This window comes from Actinoplanes sp. NPDC004185, from assembly GCF_053603475.1.
The window spans coordinates 27689-42376 of sequence record NZ_JBSGFR010000025.1 but is presented as its reverse complement, the minus strand read 5'-3'; the positions used below and the strand labels follow the sequence as shown (position 1 = coordinate 42376).

The following is a 14688-nucleotide window of genomic DNA, read 5'->3' as shown; positions in this document are numbered from 1 at the left end:
CGCGTCGCGGCTCAGCTCACGGGGTGAAGGTGACGCGGCGACGCCGGGCCACCCGGAAGAGCACTCCGCCGCCGATCAGCAGGACCACCGCTCCGGCCGCGATCGTGCCGGCCGCCGCGCCGGTCACCGGGAGGCCACCGTCGTCCTCGCCGGCGCCGCCTCCGCTGCCGGATCCGTCGCCGTTACCCGGACCGCCGCCGTTACCTGGGCCCTCGCCGCCCGGGTTACCGCCGTCGCCGTCGCCGTCACCCGGGGGCGGGCAGTTCTCCGGGCGCTGCCATTCGTAGGCGACGTCCTTCATGCCGTCAGCAGTCACCGTGATCGGGCCGCTGCCGGCCGGCACCCGTACCGTCTCGCCCTTGCCGGGTGCGACGGTCACCGTCGTGGTGAAGTCGCCGGCCCGGACCGTGAAGTCGACCGGGTACTTCGTCTGCTCGCCGGTGTTGCTCAGGTTCACGTCGACTGTGCCGTCGCACTGGGACACCGGCTGCACGGCCGGCTGGTGGCAGCCCTTCGTGCCGCCGTTGTACCAGCCCTGCGGGCCCTCCGAGCGGCCACCGAGGCCGTTGTCGCTGCCCAGCTTGAGGTTGTCGTAGCGCTTACCACCCTCGGTGATCTCACCGATGATGTCGTCCTCGCCGCCGAAGAACAGGTCGGCCTGGGTGTTGCAGGCCGGCAGCTCCGCGACCAGGGTGACCGTGCGCTGCTCGTTGCTGATCGTCGCGGTCTGGTGCGCGAAGACGTACTGCGGCACCGAGAACTCCGGCTTCGGCGCGAAGTAGGTCACCAGCGTCACCGGCTCTGCGCTGCAGAGCTTGACGTCTTCGTCCAGCGCCACTGAAGCCGTGGCCTGGCCGTCCTTGATGGCGAACTCGTGGTGGAAGCGCGCCTGAGCCTGCTCCACGCACGGCGGCTCGGGCTTCTCGCATGCGCCGAGCTGGACGGTGGCCTTGTTGTCGGCGTCCTTGGTCTTCGCCCACACGGCCACGAACGAGACCGACGCTTCGGCGGGGCTGTCCCGCAGCACCTGAGTGAAGATCGTCTTGCCGATGGTGCCGCTCTCCTGGCGGCGGTTGAGGAAACCGCCGTCGGCCAGGCCGGGGACCGGGGCCGGCGCGGTGGTCAGTTTGTCTACCTTGGCCATTTCGGTCCAGTTGTTGGTGATCGTCCAGGTGACGGTCCACTCGCCGGCGACCGTGTCGCACTTGGCGATCCCCGTGATGTCGGTCTGCGCCGTAGGCCCATCGGTCCGAGGCGGGACAGGTGCCTGGGCGGGGGCCATGGCCAGGGTGCGGGCCGCAGCCTGGGCGGGAGCTTGGGCCTGGGCGCGGACTGCGGCCTGGGTGCGGTCCACGGCCTGGGGGCGGGCCGCGGCCTGGGTCGGGGCGGCCTGGGTGGGGGTGGCGGCCATCAGGGTGGTGAGGCCGAGGAGCGCGCCGGCGGTGATTGCCGCGGCGCGGGGGAGCACGTTGTTCAGCACGTCCGCTCGCTTCGGGGAGAGAGAAGCGGGGTGCGCCGACCGCTTCCGGCCGACGCACCCCTGTGATGCCTTGCTGGTGGATCAGGCGGTGAAGGTCACCTTGCGCCGCCGGGCGATGAAGAAGAACACGCCGCCCGCGATGAGGAGCAGGACCGCGACACCCGCGATGGTGCCGGCCACCGGGCCGGTGACGGGCAGGCCCGGCTCGCCGGTGTCGTCGCCGCCGCCGTTACCGCCGCCCGCGCCGCCGCCGTTGTCACAGTCGACCTCGCCGAGCGTGGCCTTGATCGGCTCCACGTTCAGGTCGGGGAACTCGACCGTGGCGTACGTGTCGTCGCCGCGCTTGAAGGTGATCTTCTCGGTCTTGCCGGCCGCCACGGTGACGTCCTTGACGTCGTCGCCGTAGGTGACCCGCGCGGTCGCCGGCTGGACGCCCTCGGGGTTCTCGACGGTGATCGTGACGGTCTTGCAGTCGTTCTCGACGACGACGTTCGGCAGCTCGCAGTCGGCCGGCCGCACCCAGTCGTAGACGACGTCCTTCATGTCCGGTGCCGAGACCGTGATCGAGCCGGAGCCGGCCGGGACCACGACGGTCTCGCCCTTGCCCTTGGTCACGGTGACCTTCTTGGTGAACTCGCCCGCCGTGACCGTGAACTCGATCGGGTACTTGTCGGTCAGGCCGTCGTTGCTCAGGTTGATCGCCACGGTGCCGTCACACTGCGACAGCGGCTCGACCGCGGGGGTCTGGCAGCCCTTGGAGCCGCCGTTGAACCAGCCCTGCGGGCCCTTCGAGCGGCCACCGAGGCCGCTGCCGCTGCCCAGCTTGAGGTTGTCGTAGCGCTTACCACCCTCGGTGATCTCACCGATGATGTCGTCCTCGCCGCCGAAGAACAGGTCGACCTGGGTGTTGCACTTCGGCACGTCGACGTTCAGGTCGACCGAGCGCTTCTCGTTGGTGATCGTGCCGGTGTCGGAGTCGAACTTGTACTGCGGCACCGAGAACTGCGGCTTCGGCGCGAAGTAGGAGACCAGTGTGACCGGCTCGCCCTCGCAGAGGGTGATGCCGTCGTCGAGGCTGACGGTCGCGGTCGAGCCGTCCTCCTTGACGCCGAAGGTGTGGTGGAAGCTGGCCTTGTCCGCGGTGACGCAGGGGGCCTCGTCCTTGACGCACGGCTCGGTCAGCTTGACCGAGCCCTTCTTGACCTCGTTCTCGTAGCCGTCGTCGGACCAGCGCGACTTGAAGGAGACGGTGGCCTCCTTGGCCGCGTCGCCGGTCACCTGCTGGGTGACGACCAGCTCGCCGTCCTTGCCGTGGCTCTTGGCCGGGATGACCGTGCCGTTCTGCAGCCCCTCGACGGCGGTGGGCGTCGTGGTGAGCTCGCCGACCGTGGCGTTGGCGGGCCAGTCGTTGGTGAGGGTCCAGGTGACGATCCGGGTGCCGGTAGCGGTGTCGCACTTCGCGACACCGTTGATGCCGGTGTCGTGGGCGCTGGCGGGGGACGCGGCGACCGTGAGTCCGGTCAGGCCGAGGACGGCACCGGCGAGGACGGTCGCGGCGCGCCGGAGCGGGGAGTTCAACTTCACGCGTACTCCATGTGACGGCGGAACGAGGGGGCACGACACAGGGAGACAGTGCGCCACCGCCGGGGGACAGCGGGGCTTGCGACAGCGCCTCCCCGCGCCGTCGAACCGACAGCGTTTCGTCGGTGATGCGGCCTGACGATAGCCACTTGAAGGTTTCTGGGAAACAGCTCAGGACGGCTTAAGACTGTTGAGGCCCAGCCGAGACAAACGATCTACTGAGCGGCACCTCATCAATGCGGTAAGTGTTGATCAATGGGGATTTTCTGTCGCAAGTGGACAGCGAAAGGGCGCGCCGACCGTGACGGTCGACGCGCCCTTCGTGGAGCTGCTTGCCGATGGATCAGGCGGTGAACTTCACCTTGCGACGGCGGGCCATGAAGAACAGGCCGGCACCGATGACCAGGAGGGCACCCGCGCCACCCGCGATGCTGCCCGCGGCAGCACCGGTCAGCGGCAGGCCGCCACCGGAACCGCTGTTGTCACAGTCCTCGGGCTGCTCGTACTCGACCGGCACGGTCTCCGAGAACTTCTCGCCCTCGTAGGTCGCCGAGATGGTCAGGTCGATCTTGAAGCCCGTCGTGGCGCTGAAGGTCTCGGTCTTCTTCTCGCCCGGCTTGATGACCAGGGTCCGGGTCTCGCCCTTGCTGGTCTTGAACTTCAGGGTGTACTCGACGCCGTTGGCCGGGTTGTCCAGGCCGATGGTCATCGTGGTGCAGTCGGCCTCGAGGATCGGCTCGGCCTCGCCGGGCAGGTCGGACGGGATGGCCGGCGGGGTCGAGGGCTCCTCGGTCGGGGTCGACGGCTCCTCGGTGGGGGTCGACGGCTCCTCGGACGGGGTCTTCTCGCACTTGCCCTCGAAGGTGACCGTGCCGGTCTCCTTCGCGTCGCCGCTGGTCCAGTGGGCCGCGACGGTCAGCGAGGAGCTGAGCTCCTTGCCGGGCACGCGCTGCTTGCCGGTCAGCGGCTTGTTGTTCTCGAGGTCCTTGCCGTTGACCTTGAGGTCATCGTTGTCGATCGTGGTGCCGGCAGGCGTGAGCGTGACCTCGGTCCACTTGTAGGTCGGAGCGTTGCCGACCGCCTGAACCGTCCAGTTCACGACCCACTCGCCGGCGACCTTGTCGCAGTCGACGTTGCCGGTGACGATGTTGTGGTGGGCGCTGGCCGGGCCGGCGAGCGCGAACGCGCCGCTCAGGCCGATGAGCGCGCCGGCGGCCAGAACCGCGGTGCGGCGCAGGGGGGACTTCAGATTCACGCCTACTCCTGTACAGAGATCGAGGGGTACGGCGCGGGAAAGCAAGGGCGGCAATCGCCAGGCAATGGGTGCGGCGAGAGCCAGCGACGACGCCTCCCCGCATCGTCGAGCCGACAGCGTTTCGTCGGCGGCCGACCGACCATAGCCAAGACGGCGAATCTGAGTAACACCGAATGCGGGGCTAACCGGGTTGATACCTATTCGAGATCTTCGTTGAGCCGTCAGCTCTGGCATCGATGCGTTCCGTGAGCAAATGGCCGCTCCGGCTGGGTGAAAGTTCACTCCGCAGTGGCCGGTCACCGGTGGTGGCGTAGCGTCACATCGTGCTATCTGCAGACCCTCGCGAGGCCGCATGACCAGGATCATCGCCGGTGCACACGGCGGCCGCCGGCTGGCCGCGCCGGTCGGCGGGCAGACCCGGCCCACCGCCGATCGGGTGCGGGAGGCCTACTTCAGCGCCCTCGGCACCATGACCGACCTGGCCGGCGCCCGGTTCGCCGACCTTTACGCCGGTTCGGGGGCGGTCGGCCTGGAGGCCCTGTCCCGGGGGGCCGCCTATGCCCTGCTCGTCGAGGCCGACGCCAAGGCATCGCGAGCCATCCGCGACAACATCGTGACGCTCCGCGTCGGCAGCGCGGCCCGGCTGATCACCGGCAGGGTCGGCCAGGTGCTCGCCGGCCCGCCCGAGGGCGGTCCGTTCGACGTCGTCTTCGCCGATCCCCCGTACGCGGTGAGTGACGACGAGGTGGCCGAGGTGCAGCAGGCGCTGGTCGAGCACGGCTGGCTCGCGGACGACGCCGTCGTGACCTTCGAGCGCTCCAGCCGTACGGCGGTCCGGGGTGAGCCGTTGAGCTGGGTGGACGGCATCACCGAGGAGCGCAGCCGGCGCTACGGCGAGACCACTCTTTGGTACGGTCGCCGATCATGAGACGCGCGGTCTGTCCCGGGTCCTTCGATCCGGTCACCAACGGGCACCTCGACATCATCGGGCGGGCCAGCCGGCTCTTCGACGAGGTCATCGTGGGCGTCCTGATCAACCACTCGAAGACCGGGCTGTTCGCCGTCGAGGAACGCATCGGCATGCTGCGGCAGGCCACGGCCGCGTACGACAACGTACGGGTCGAGTCCTTCCATGGACTGCTGGTCGACTTCTGCAAGGCCCAAGGCGCGGCAGTGGTCATCAAGGGCCTGCGCGCGGTCAGCGACTTCGACTACGAGTTGCAGATGGCGCAGATGAACATCGGGCTCTCCGGCGTGGAAACGTTGTTCATGCCGACCAATCCGCTGTACTCGTTCCTGTCCTCCAGTCTGGTCAAGGACGTGGTCAAGTGGGGCGGGGACGCCTCGTCCTACGTCCCGGACTTCGTCGGCGAGCGGCTCGTGACCAGACTGCGGCAAAACTGACGGCGTGCCCTTCGCGGATGCATCATCGGGTACGGCAGTAACGTGATCGCACCCACTCAGCGTGAGTGTGAGATGACAGGAGTGAGGCGCCGGTGGATCCGCTCGACCGCATCGACGAGATCATCTCCATGGTGGAGGCGGCACGCTCGGTGCCGATGTCCCGGACCAACTTCATGTTCGACCGCGGCGAGATGATCGCGCTGCTGGAAGAGCTGCGCGCTGAGCTGCCGAGCGACCTGCGCCGGGCGGTGGCGCTGCTCGAGGAACGCGACAAGATCATCGACGCGGGCAAGCGCGAAGCGGACCGGATCATCGGCGAGGGTGAGACGGAGCACGCCCGGCTGGTCTCGGTCAACGAGATCACCGTGTCGGCCGAGCACGAGGGTGCCCGGATCGTCGCGGAGGCCCGTTCCGAGGCGCAGCGGCTGCGCGAGGAGGTCGACGACTACGTCGACACCGCGCTGGCCAACTTCGAACAGTTCCTGACCAGGGCGTTGTCGTCGATAGAGCGGGGCCGCGACAAGATGCACGCGCTGCGCGAGATCGGCACGTTCCAGGGTGAGGAGAACGAGCGGCCGCTGCCGTTCTGAGCCGGCCGGCGCCCGCCGACCCGATTCGACGCTGAGCCCGCTGCTCAGGTAACCTTTCCTGTCGGCCTACCTACAGGCTGAGGAATCATGATGCCCAAGCACACGCAGAACCACCTCGATCCCAGGCAGCCGCTGGTCGTCGACACGACGAAGCTCCCGCGCCAGCCCGGGGCGACGCGCGCCCTGAAACGGGTGGTGCCGGCACCGCCGGACCTCGGTCTGGAACTGATCTCGGTGCCCACGGGTTCCGACCTCGAGCTCGATCTGAGCCTGACGTCGGTCTCCGAGGGCGTCTACGTCAGCGGCAACGTCCGCGGCTCGCTCTCCGGCGAGTGCGGTCGCTGCCTCAACGACATCTCGGAGCCGTTCGACGTCCACATCGCGGAGCTGTACGCCTACGCGGACAGCACCACGGAGGAGACGACGGACGAGGACGAGGTGGGCCGGATGCACGGCGACCTGCTCGACCTGGAGCCGGCGGTACGGGACGCGGTGGTGCTCACGCTGCCGACCAACCCGGTCTGCCGGCCGGACTGCCCGGGGTTGTGCCCCGAGTGCGGGGTGCATCTCGACGACGTCCCGGCTGACCACAGCCATGACGAGGTCGATCCCCGCTGGGCCGCCCTGCGCGACCTGTCAGCCGACCTGCCGACGGTGGCGTCACCGCAAGACCCGAAGAACTGAAGAACCTGAACTGAGCAAGACCCCGAAGATCTGATCGAGGAGTAGGTACCGTGGCCGTCCCCAAGCGCAAGATGTCGCGCAGCAACACCCGGTCCCGCCGGGCGAACTGGAAGGCCACCGCGGTCCAGACCGTGGCGTGCCCCCAGTGCAAGTCGCCGCACCTGCCGCACACTGCGTGCGGGGTCTGCGGCACCTACAACGGCCGTCAGGTCCTCGAGGTCTGAGCACCACGGAGTGACAAGCCCGACTTTCGGGCGGGTCGCACCTGAGCGGCGAACGTCCGGTGCTCAGGCTCCGGGACAGTCCGGCCGAGTCATCTCGGCCGCGGCTGCACCGGAGCCGGGCACCGCGCGGATCGCCGTCGACCTCCTCGGCGGGGACCATGCTCCCGCCGTCGTGGTTGACGGCGCTCTGCGCGCCTGCCAGGCCGATCCGTCCCTCCAGCTGCTCCTCGTCGGCCCCCCTGAGGCTGCCGACGCCCTTCGGCGTGCCCTGGCACCGGCCGACCGCGACCGGGTGACCAGCATCACCGCCCCGGCAGGCCCAGCCGACCTGGAAGCCGCCGGCCGCCGTGCCGGCCCGGCCCACCGCGAAGCCCCCGGCCGCAGCCCTGGCCACCCCGCCGGCCCGGACCGCGACGCCGACCCGAACCGGCCGCTGACCGGCCCGAACCGTGACGCCGGCCCGTCCATCCGGCCGGACCGGGCCATGAGTCGTGCCGCCGCCCCCGACCAGGCACTCAGCCGCGTCGAATCCGGCGTCCGCACCGCCGTACTGGCCGTCGCCCAGGGCCACGCCGACGCGGTCGTCTCCGCCGGCAACACCGGCGCCACCGTCACCTCCGCCGCTCTCGGTCTCGGCCGCTGGCACGGCGTACGCCGTCCCGCGCTGGCCGCCGTGCTGCCCACGGTCGCCGGCCGGCTGGTCCTGCTCGACGTGGGTTCCTCCGTCGACCCGGACGAACACACCCTCGCCATGCACGCCCGGCTCGGTGCGGCGTATGCCGCCGTCGTGCACGGCGCCGCTGCCCCCCGCGTCGGCCTGCTCACCATCGGCACCGAGCGCGGTAAGGGCGATCGTCTGCGCCGGGCCGCTCCCGCCGTTCTGGCCGCCCTGGATCTACCCGCCGGCGGGCACTACACCGGGCTGGTCGAGGGCAACGACGTCGTGACCGGGACCGCCGCCGACGTGGTGGTGACCGACGGCTTCACCGGCAACGTGCTGCTCAAGGGCCTCGAGACGGCGTACGCGCTGATCCGGCCTCCGGGCACCGACGACGTTCCGCCCCGGGCGGCCATCCTGCTCGGTGTCGGCGGCACAGTCGTCGTCTGCCACGGTGCCGCGAGCGCCGACGACATCGCCGCGGGTATCGCTCTCGCCGCCGATCTGCACCGGCGGGCCGCGGTGCCGGTCATCGCCGACCTGATCCAGTTCCCGGCGGGGCATCCGAGCCCCGCGGCGCACGAAGACTCCAGAGGTGGTTCATGAGCAGTAACGACAAGCGCCGGCGGCCCTCCACCGAGCCACTGGAGGAGGCGTTCGGCATCCCGATCGAGCCCGGCCTGCTGGAACGCGCGCTGACCCACCGCTCGTACGCGTACGAGAACGGCGGTCTGCCGACCAACGAGCGCCTGGAGTTCCTCGGCGACTCGGTGCTGGGGGTGGTGATCACCTCGGCGCTCTTCCACAACCACCCGGATCTGCCCGAGGGCCAGCTGGCCAAGCTGCGGGCCAGCGTGGTCAACATGCACGCGCTCGCCGACGTGGCCCGTACCCTCGGCCCGCAGGGTCTCGGCCCGCACCTGCTGCTCGGCAAGGGTGAGGAGACCACCGGTGGCCGCGACAAGGCCAGCATCCTGGCCGACACGCTGGAGGCTCTGCTGGGCGCGATCTACCTGGAGCACGGCCTGAGCGTGGCCGGTGACGTGATCCACCGGCTGTTCGACCCGCTGATGGCCGAGTCGGCCGGGCGCGGCGCGGCCCTGGACTGGAAGACCAGCCTGCAGGAGCTGACGGCGGCGCTGGGCCTGGGTGTGCCGGACTACGTGATCGACGACGCCGGCCCGGACCACGCGAAGACGTTCACGGCCTGGGTCGTGGTGGCCGGTGAGCGCTACGGCGGCTCGGACGGGCGCAGCAAGAAGCAGGCCGAGCAGCGCGCCGCCGCGGCCGCCTGGCGCACCCTGACCGAGCGGACCGAGGCGCAGACCCCGCCACCGGCGGTGGCCGGCGGCGGCCACACCGAGCTGTCCGAAGCAGAGGAGAAGCCCGAGGCGGAGAGCGGCGGGCCCACCGAGCTGCCCGAGGCCTCCTAGCGGTGAGCGTGACGGTGCGCGAGTCCGGTCCGGAGATGGCCGGCGTCGCCGAGCGGCTCTGGGACAAAGCCGGCCGGTGGCGCGGCGCCGGGATCGCGGTCGGCATCCTGGCCCTGTCCCGGCTGGTGCAGCTGCTGTTCCTGGTCGTGCTGGACCACGCCACCGCGGAGCCGGCCGGGCTGCGCAGCAACCTGCTGATCTGGGACGGCGGCTGGTTCCAGCGGGTCGCCGAGGGCTATCCGGGCGGCTACACGTACGGCGCCGACGGCGCGCTGCAGGGCAACGAGCTGGCGTTCTTCCCGCTCTACCCGATGCTGATCCGGTTGCTGTCCGGGCTCGGCCTCGACTCCGGCACCGCGGCGCTCACGGTGAGCTGGCTCGCCTCGGTCGGCGCCGCGGTCGCCCTGCACCTGCTGGGCACCTCGCTCTACGGCCGCCGGGCCGGCTGGGCCCTGGTCGCCATCTGCTGCGGCGCCCCCATGTCGGTGGTGCTGTCGATGGCGTACTCGGAAAGTCTGTTCCTGGCCCTGGTGGCCGGCATGTTCGTCGCCGCGCACCGCCAGGTCTGGTGGGCCGCCGGGCTGCTAGGCCTCGGCGCCGCCCTGACCCGGCCGACCGGCGCCGCCGCCGCGGTCGCCCTGGCCGTCGCCGCGGTCCTCGCGGTGCGCCGCGATCCGGGCCGCAAGTGGCCACCGCTGGCCGCGGCCGCCGTCGCCCTCGCCGGGGTGCCCGCCTATCTCGGCTGGGTCGCGTGGCGGGTGGGTGACCTCGACGCCTGGTTCAAGATCCAGACCGCGGGCTGGGGCACGTCGTTCGACTTCGGGGCCAGCACGATCGACTTCCTGGGCAGCACGCTGACCGTCGGCGAGGGCTGGGTGCCGATGAGCGTCGCCCTGATCCTGCTGGCCGCCCTGGCCGCCGCCGGCGTCGCGCTGGCCGGCCGGCCCTGGCTGCCGCTGGCCGTGTACGGGCTCGTCGCGATGGTGCTGGCCTACGGGCAGGCGGGTTTCTACCACTCCAAGCCGCGCCTGCTGCTGCCCGTACTCTTGACGTTGCTGCCTTCGGTCGTCGCCGCCGCCCGCGCCCGTCCCCGGGTCGCGGTCCTCGCGATCGCCACCTGGGCGGCGTTCGGCCTCTGGTACGGCGCCTACCTGGTCGCCGTCTGGCCGTACACGATCTGACCCCACCCCCGAAGGACCCCCGTGCCTGAGCTTCCCGAGGTCGAGACCGTCCGCCAGGGACTGGCCAAGTGGGTGACCGGCCGGCGCATCGACACCGTCGAGGTGCGCCACCCCCGGGCGATCCGCCGCCACGTGCCCGGCGACGTGCATTTCGCCGCCGTCCTCAAGGGGCGGACCATCACCGACGTCGCCCGCCGCGGCAAATATCTGTGGCTCCCGCTGGATTCCGGCGACGCGATCATCGCGCACCTCGGCATGAGCGGGCAGCTGCTGATGCAGCCGGCCACGGCCGAGGACGAGGTGCACCTGCGGGTCCGGGTCACCTTCGCCGACGACGGCCCGCAGCTGCGCTTCGTCGACCAGCGCACGTTCGGCGGCTTGTCCGTCTCCGAGGGCGGGGCCGAGCTGCCCGACGAGATCGCCCACATCGCCCGCGACCCGCTGGACCCGCTGTTCGACGACGAGCTGTTCGTGGCCCGGCTGCGCGGCAAGCACACCGAGATCAAGCGGGCCCTGCTGGACCAGACGCTGATCTCCGGCGTGGGCAACATCTACGCCGACGAGGCGCTGTGGCGGGCCCAGCTGCACGGCGCCCGCCCCACCGACGCGCTCACCCGCCCCGCCGTACGCCGGCTGCTCGCCCACGTCCGCGACGTGCTCAGCGAGGCGATCGTCGCGGGCGGCACCACCTTCGACGCGCTGTACGTCAACGTCAACGGGGAGAGCGGCTACTTCGACCGGTCGCTGAACGCGTACGGGCGGGAGGGGCAGCCCTGCCACCGGTGCGGTTCGATCATGCGCCGGGAGCAGTTCATGAACCGCTCGTCCTACAGCTGTCCGCGTTGCCAGCCGCGCCCCCGCCTGCCGCTGCGCTGACGTAGGGGCTGGTGTCGGTGGCCAGCCCGAAGCCCGCACCACGGCGGCCCATCAGCCGGCGGGCGGCGGTCAGCAGCGGTGTCGGCACCCCGTGCACGAGGTGGCCGTCGCCGGGCAGCACGCCGTCGCCGGCCCAGCCCTGGTAGGCCGACCAGGGCCCGTCGAAGGTGCAGATCCGCACGCCCAGGTCGCGGTAGAGCGGGTGGGTGGGCACGCCCGGGTTGAGCACGATGCGGTGCAGCCCGCGCCGGGCGGCGAGCCGTACGGTCAGCGCCACCGGCCCGACGCCGCCTGAGCCGGCCGGCGCCCGGTCCAGGAAGAGCCCTTCCGCGCCGTCCGCGCGCCACTCGTCCACGTCGGCGAGCACGTCGGCCAGCGAGCGTCCGCCCCAGTCCAGGTCGATGCGGCCGAGCATCCGGTGGGCCGAGCGGCGGGCGCCGGGCCGTTCCTGCACGATCCACGTGTCGCGGTCGGGTGCCAGGTCGGGCGACGGCTGGGCGTACGGGGGGAAAAGGGTCTTCACGACGTCCTCCGGGGGTCTGCGGCGGTGTGTGCGACGGTCAGCAGTCCGACGAGGTGGGTCGCCGCCAGGATGGCGACGACGGTGCGGAGCGGGTCCGGCGGCAGCGCCGGGACCAGCGGGGCCGCGACCGCCGCGAGCGGCGGCGCGACGGCGAGCAGGGCGGCTGTGCAGGTCCGGGCCTGCGCGGCGAGCAGCAGGGTGATGGCCAGTACGCCGCTGAGCAGGATCCCGCCGGCCACCGCGAGCACTCCCTCCCGCGCGCCCACCACTCCGCCCGGCAACCGGTACGCGGCCAGCGCGAGGGCGATCCCGGCGGCCAGCGGCGGCAGCAGCGCGGCGACGGTCACCACGGTCACGCCACCGACGTGCTCGCGGTGCTCCTCGTCGCTCTCGGCCAGGTCGAGGCTGCTCTCGACCTGCCGCCGGTGCCAGCCGATCAGCGCCTCCAGGACGGGCCCGGCAGCCAGCAGCGGCAGCACCGCGGGCGACGTCGCCGCGGGTGGCCCGGCCCGCCAGAGCAGGACGGCCGAAGCGGCCTGACCCGCCCCGAGCACCGCCCGCCCGACCACGCCGCGCAGGTCGTCACCCCGCAACACGAGGGTGGCGCCACGCCGGAACGCGGGCCGGAAAGCCCGGAGGGCAGCGGCGGCGACAGCGATCGGCAGCAGTGTCGTGACCGGCACCCGGGCGGCCCAGGTGTCACCGATCGCCCCGGCTACGGCGATGGCGGCGAGCAGCCAGCACGGCAGGCTCCACCGCACGACCACCGCCTCGGTGCGGCTCACCAGCGCCGCGGTCACCGAGGCCAGGCTCCCGAGCCCGCAGACGCCGACGGCGATCGCCCGGCCGGGCTCGGCGCCGGTCACGGAGGCCGGCGCGAGCAGCACGAACGCGCACCACAGCGCGGCCGCGGTCAGGAAACCTAGCCCGACCAGCCGCGCCCCGGCGCCCGAACCGCCGCGCCGGGCGACGACCGCACCCGTGCCGGTGAGGATCTGCGTGACACTCCAGCCGAGCACCAGCGTCCCGGCGGGCACGGGCCAGGGCAGGCTGCCGAGCAGGCCCGCTGCGGCGATCACCACGCTGAGCGGCCCGAGGTAGAGGGCGCAGCGCAGCAGCAGCGTGACCCCCAGAGCGGGCGCACGCCGCACGCCGGGTCCCAGCGCCAGGCCGGTCACCGGTCCTCACCGGCCTCGGCGAGCCAGCGCACGGTGGCCGGCCGGGCGTCGCGCGGGGCGGGCACGGCCAGCGCGAGCTCGTAGGAAGGGGCCGGCGGCGGTCCAGCCAGATCGGCGTAGAGGGCGCCGTAGGCGCGGACCACCCGGTCGGCGGTGAAGCAGGCGAGGGCCCGGCGGCGGGCGGCGTCACCCAGCGCCCGGCGGCGGGCCGGTGCCCGCAGCAGGCCGATGCAGGCCTCGGCCAGGGCCGCCGGATCGTTCTCGGCGACGAGCGTGCCCGCGTCGCCGAGGGTCTCGGCGACCGGGCCCACGTCGATCCCGATCACGGCGCGGCCGGACATCATGGCCTCGATCAACCGGTACGGCGGATCGGCCGGTCCCGGGACGTGCACGACGAGATGGCCGGTGGCGTACCGGTCCCGGGGGTCGGCGGGCAGCGGGTGCAGCCGGATCGCGCGCCCCAGCCCGGTGCGTTCGACCTGTTCGGCGCAGTGGTCCTCGTGCGCGGCGGTGACCCCGACGAGGTGCAGGACGGTCCCGGGCACGGCGGTCGCCACGATCGCGAATGCCTCCAGCAGCCCGCGCAGGCCGCTGTCGGGGCCACCGTTGCCGGCCCAGACGATGGCCGGCTGTGTCCTCGCCTCGGGTGCGGACGGGAAGTCGACCGGGTCCACCCCGGCGGGCACCGGGACGAGCCGGCTGGGTTCGGCGCCGTGCCCCAGCGCCCACGAGTGGTGGTAGGCGCTCAGCGGGGCGATGAGGCCGGCTTCGGCGTACCCGGTGCGGGCGACCGACCGGCGGAACCGGCGCAGCACCGTGCGCACCGCGGGGGAGAGCCGCTCCTCGCCGGCCCGCGGCCGGGCCACCGGGGCCCGCGCCTCGGTCAGCAGCAGCGGCATCCCGGTCCGCCAGCGGCCGGCCAGGGCGGCCAGCAGCGGCGTCGTGCCGCCGACGCAGTGCACCAGGTCAACGGCAGGCACCGGTACGGACAACGCCCGGGCCGCGTGGCGCAGCAGTGTGGCGGCGGTCCGGGCGTCGCGCAGGCTGAGCCGCGGCAGCCGGTCCTCACTGGCCGACGTCCGCCCGGTACGCCACGCGTCGAGCAGCACGTCGGTCAGCGGCACCGAGTTCAGCGGGTGCTCGGCCGGCTCGGCCAGCATCGACAGGCCGAGCAGCCCTTTGGCGAACAGGTCGTCGGCCGCCGCGGGCTCGGCCTCACTGAGCAGTCCCCGGCACAGCAGGACGGCCGCGGCGGTGGCGTTGTCGTCGTTGCCCGCGCGCCGCCGGATCTCGCGGCTCAGCGGCACGGCCCGGGCGGACGCGACGTGGCGGGGCAGCGGGTACGCCGGCCCGCCGGGTGGTTCGCGGTCGGTGACGGTCAGCAGGTCGAAGGTGTACCGGCCGAGGCCGTCGACGAGCGTGCGGCACCAGCCGCCGAGGGCGTCCCGGCGGAACGGGTAGCCGCCCCCGGTGAGCAGACAGATGCGCATGCGGTCAGCACCACGGGCGCGACGGGGGTGTTATCACGATGGCTGCAACGACGCAGCGGCGAAAAGTAACGGGAGCGTGTCGCCTAGGCGACAGTCGGTCGCACTATTTGTCTGTTTTTCGGAGTTATTTG

The 14688-nt window shown here is 72.1% G+C and carries 15 protein-coding genes; 9 read left to right on the top strand and 6 right to left on the bottom strand.

Annotated features, from left to right (window positions below; genetic code table 11):
* Positions 1 to 16: 16 nt before the first annotated feature.
* The 3 genes from ACWEOZ_RS24940 to ACWEOZ_RS24930 all read right to left on the bottom strand — a co-directional run bounded on the left by ACWEOZ_RS24940 (position 17) and on the right by ACWEOZ_RS24930 (position 4316).
* Entirely contained in the window at positions 17 to 1480 is a 1464-nt protein-coding gene (locus ACWEOZ_RS24940; RefSeq protein WP_451913084.1) for a hypothetical protein, read from the bottom strand.
* 81 nt (positions 1481 to 1561) lie between these two features.
* Entirely contained in the window at positions 1562 to 3064 is a 1503-nt protein-coding gene (locus ACWEOZ_RS24935; protein ID WP_451913083.1) for a cell wall anchor protein, read from the bottom strand.
* 340 nt (positions 3065 to 3404) lie between these two features.
* Positions 3405 to 4316 (bottom strand): LPXTG cell wall anchor domain-containing protein, encoded by a 912-nt coding sequence (locus tag ACWEOZ_RS24930; protein ID WP_451913082.1) that lies wholly within the window; start codon positions 4314 to 4316, stop codon positions 3405 to 3407.
* Between the two features lie 352 nt (positions 4317 to 4668).
* On the opposite strand from ACWEOZ_RS24930, the gene rsmD reads away from it, so the two are divergent.
* From rsmD to mutM, 9 genes are all read left to right on the top strand, one after another.
* Positions 4669 to 5244 (top strand): 16S rRNA (guanine(966)-N(2))-methyltransferase RsmD, encoded by a 576-nt coding sequence (gene rsmD, locus ACWEOZ_RS24925; RefSeq protein WP_451913081.1) that lies wholly within the window; start codon positions 4669 to 4671, stop codon positions 5242 to 5244.
* Complete coding sequence (coaD, locus tag ACWEOZ_RS24920; RefSeq protein ID WP_212992112.1) at positions 5241 to 5720, top strand: pantetheine-phosphate adenylyltransferase; 480 nt, start codon at positions 5241 to 5243, stop codon at positions 5718 to 5720. The genes rsmD and coaD overlap by 4 nt, the downstream gene beginning before the upstream one ends.
* A 92-nt stretch (positions 5721 to 5812) precedes the next feature.
* Complete coding sequence (locus ACWEOZ_RS24915) at positions 5813 to 6310, top strand: SPFH domain-containing protein (RefSeq protein WP_212992111.1); 498 nt, start codon at positions 5813 to 5815, stop codon at positions 6308 to 6310.
* Between the two features lie 90 nt (positions 6311 to 6400).
* Positions 6401 to 6994 carry a YceD family protein gene (locus tag ACWEOZ_RS24910; RefSeq protein ID WP_451913080.1) on the top strand — a complete coding sequence of 198 codons (594 nt, stop codon included), beginning with the start codon at positions 6401 to 6403 and terminating at the stop codon, positions 6992 to 6994.
* A 50-nt stretch (positions 6995 to 7044) separates the two neighbouring features.
* On the top strand, positions 7045 to 7218 hold the full coding sequence (rpmF, locus tag ACWEOZ_RS24905; RefSeq protein WP_097318372.1) for a 50S ribosomal protein L32: 174 nt from the start codon (positions 7045 to 7047) through the stop codon (positions 7216 to 7218).
* Positions 7219 to 7309: 91 nt separating this feature from the next.
* On the top strand, positions 7310 to 8482 hold the full coding sequence (locus ACWEOZ_RS24900) for a phosphate acyltransferase PlsX (protein WP_451913165.1): 1173 nt from the start codon (positions 7310 to 7312) through the stop codon (positions 8480 to 8482).
* The gene (gene rnc, locus ACWEOZ_RS24895; protein WP_451913079.1) at positions 8479 to 9309 is read left to right on the top strand and encodes a ribonuclease III; all 831 of its coding nucleotides are present in this window, start codon (positions 8479 to 8481) and stop codon (positions 9307 to 9309) included. Before ACWEOZ_RS24900 ends, rnc begins: the two co-directional genes overlap by 4 nt.
* A 2-nt stretch (positions 9310 to 9311) precedes the next feature.
* A complete protein-coding gene (locus tag ACWEOZ_RS24890) occupies positions 9312 to 10490 on the top strand; it encodes a hypothetical protein (protein ID WP_451913078.1) in 1179 nt (392 codons plus the stop codon).
* A 21-nt stretch (positions 10491 to 10511) separates the two neighbouring features.
* Positions 10512 to 11366, top strand: a complete 855-nt coding sequence (gene mutM / locus ACWEOZ_RS24885) for a bifunctional DNA-formamidopyrimidine glycosylase/DNA-(apurinic or apyrimidinic site) lyase (protein ID WP_451913077.1) — start codon at positions 10512 to 10514, stop codon at positions 11364 to 11366.
* On the opposite strand, the gene ACWEOZ_RS24880 is transcribed toward mutM, so the two are convergent.
* Genes ACWEOZ_RS24880 through ACWEOZ_RS24870 form a run of 3 tightly spaced genes read right to left on the bottom strand, consistent with a single transcriptional unit; the run spans position 11302 to position 14557 of the window.
* Complete coding sequence (locus ACWEOZ_RS24880; protein WP_451913076.1) at positions 11302 to 11889, bottom strand: spherulation-specific family 4 protein; 588 nt, start codon at positions 11887 to 11889, stop codon at positions 11302 to 11304. The genes mutM and ACWEOZ_RS24880 overlap by 65 nt on opposite strands.
* Positions 11886 to 13067 (bottom strand): hypothetical protein, encoded by a 1182-nt coding sequence (locus ACWEOZ_RS24875; RefSeq protein ID WP_451913075.1) that lies wholly within the window; start codon positions 13065 to 13067, stop codon positions 11886 to 11888. The genes ACWEOZ_RS24880 and ACWEOZ_RS24875 overlap by 4 nt, the downstream gene beginning before the upstream one ends.
* The gene (locus ACWEOZ_RS24870; protein ID WP_451913074.1) at positions 13064 to 14557 is read right to left on the bottom strand and encodes a DUF3492 domain-containing protein; all 1494 of its coding nucleotides are present in this window, start codon (positions 14555 to 14557) and stop codon (positions 13064 to 13066) included. The genes ACWEOZ_RS24875 and ACWEOZ_RS24870 overlap by 4 nt, the downstream gene beginning before the upstream one ends.
* Positions 14558 to 14688: the final 131 nt, after the last annotated feature.